Genomic DNA, 2,331 nt, shown 5'->3' on the forward strand with positions numbered 1-2,331 from the left:
TTTATAACCTAATAATTCGGCTTCTTGATTAAAAATACTTGCATTTCTGTAACCTAAACCGCCACCAATTCGGGTTGTAAGTTTATTTGTCCATTTGAAAAGTGCTGATGCTCTTGGTAATAAATATAGTTTTTCGTTAAACACATAATCGGCTCTTAAACCTGTTTCTAATGAAACTTTTTCACCAACATCAAAGGTGTAATTTGCAAAACCTCCAAGAGTTTGATAATTTTCATTTCTTAAATTGACATTTTGTAAAGGCGTTTCTTTGAAATCGTCAGTATAAAAGTTTAAACCTGAAATTAAAGAGTTTTTATTTTTTTTGTACAGATACGACATTTCAGAAAACGAGGATAGTTGCTTTCCTGCAAACTTGTATTCTCCATCAATAAAGTTTGGCGTAATAAACAGACTTCTATCAAAAACATTAAACGAATTTCTAAAAGCAATTGTTTTGCTTTCTGTTAGTTTATGCTCTAATTTGGTTTGCGTTGTAATTCGGCTCACTTCGTTTTTCTCTTTGTAAAAATTGGAACTTGTTGCTGTTTGGTCTTTCAATAATTTAGTATCGCCACCTTGTCTTTTTTCGGTTGTAAAAGTACCGCCAACACTTAAATTAGTTTTTTCGGTTAGATAAAAAACTAATTTCGGATTGAAATTAAATTTTTCTAATTCTGGCATATCTGTAAATCCGTCTTTGTCAGCATCAAATGCTTTATGAGCATTTCGTTGTGCTAAAAGTGTAAAACCAATTTTTTCATACTTTTTACTGGTAAACATATTTACGTCAAACGCTCCAATATGTGAACCGTTTAGGTGCAAAATTGTTTCTTCGCTTGTTGGTTCTTTTGAAATTAAATTGATTAATCCCGAAATTGCTCCGCCACCATAAAGCGTAGATGCCGAACCTTTTATATACTCAATTTGTCGTAAATCTAAAGGTGGAATTTGCATAATGCTCAAACTTCCCGAAAATCCGCCATATAATGGAAAACCATCTTTTAACATTTGAGTATAACGCCCGTCAAGTCCTTGAATTCTGACGTTTGCGGTATTGCTTGTAGCCGAAGTTTGTTGCACTTGAATTCCTGTGCTATGCGTTAGCAAATGTGCCACTTTACTCGGATCCATTGTTGCGGCTTCGTCAATTTCTTCTGTCAAAACTTCTACACGAGTTGGGATTTTTGACAAAGTTCTGTTGTTTCTTGTTCCTTGAACAACAACTTCTTCTAATTCTTGGCTGTTGTCTTCTTGCAATAAAATGGTTTCAATTGCTTTGGTTTGGGGAAAATCAATTTCTATTTCCAAAGTTCTGTAACCAATAAAAGAAATCACAAAAAGTTGTTTTCCGTTAGGAATATTTGCGATTTCAATTTCGCCATTTACGTTGGAACTTGCACCAATTTGAGTTCCTTTAATTACAATATTTGCACCACTAATTTTTTGGTTTGTAATGCTATCTTTTACAATTGTTTTGAATGTGTTTTGACTAAAAGCAGAATTTATTCCACATAATATAGTTAGTAATAACAAATAATTTCTCATTTGAATTAAAATTTAGATTAATAAAATAATGACTTGCGATGCGTTAGCATCGTAAGTTTTTTTTTGTGCGAAGCACATTTATTAACTAATTTTTGGTGGTTTCCAAATGTTTATAGAAACATTCGATTGAAAGCAATTCTGCTTAAAAGGAATTTTCTTTGGCTCTTTAAAATTAAAATTTGTACGAAATTTAATTTGCACGATTTCTAAATTCAATGCTAAAGTTTGATTAAATGAATAATCACAATGTTTGTGAAAAGGAAGGTTTTCGTGTTCATCGTGATTTTGGTCGTGGTGCTTTTCTGAATAATGTTCCCCGACAAAATGTATAAAATTTATTTTTTCGTGATGATTATTGTGATGAAAGTAATGGGATACTAAAATAGGAAAACGCAAACATCCTTCAACTACAAACGGAATTGTTATTTGTATACAAATTAATAGTAGTATTATGTTTCTTAGACTTTTCACTTTGCAAAAGTAGGTTTTTTTTTCGGATTATCTTTTTGCTTAAGTTTTTCGTCTTTTTTGATGTTTCATTTTTCAGCGTTTCGTGTCGCTCACGGGTTTCTGCTAACGTCCCGCTGCTTCAAGATGCTTGCGGAGTTGATAGCAGAGTAGTTTTGGTTGAATGGATTTATGATAATAGCACGTAATTCCACTAAATCCGCAAGTATATTGAAACAGCTGTTGGTGGTTCGGCTTTTTGGTTATCATCTATTCAGGTTTCGTTTCTCCACCTTTGAAGTGAGAAGCATTTTTTAAATTATTCATTATGATAGTATC

2 protein-coding genes are annotated in these 2,331 nt (G+C 32.3%); both read right to left on the reverse strand.

The features are described from left to right. Positions 1–1,545, reverse strand: a 1,545-nt coding sequence (locus tag RMO70_RS04015; protein WP_310555135.1) for a TonB-dependent receptor, incomplete at its 3' end; no start/stop codon positions are given. 81 nt (positions 1,546–1,626) lie between these two features. Next, positions 1,627–2,016, reverse strand: coding sequence for a hypothetical protein (locus RMO70_RS04020; protein WP_310555136.1), 390 nt, complete (start codon positions 2,014–2,016; stop codon positions 1,627–1,629). Positions 2,017–2,331 lie beyond the last annotated feature (315 nt).

This window comes from Flavobacterium sp., from assembly GCF_031422135.1.
Classification (GTDB): domain Bacteria; phylum Bacteroidota; class Bacteroidia; order Flavobacteriales; family Flavobacteriaceae; genus Flavobacterium.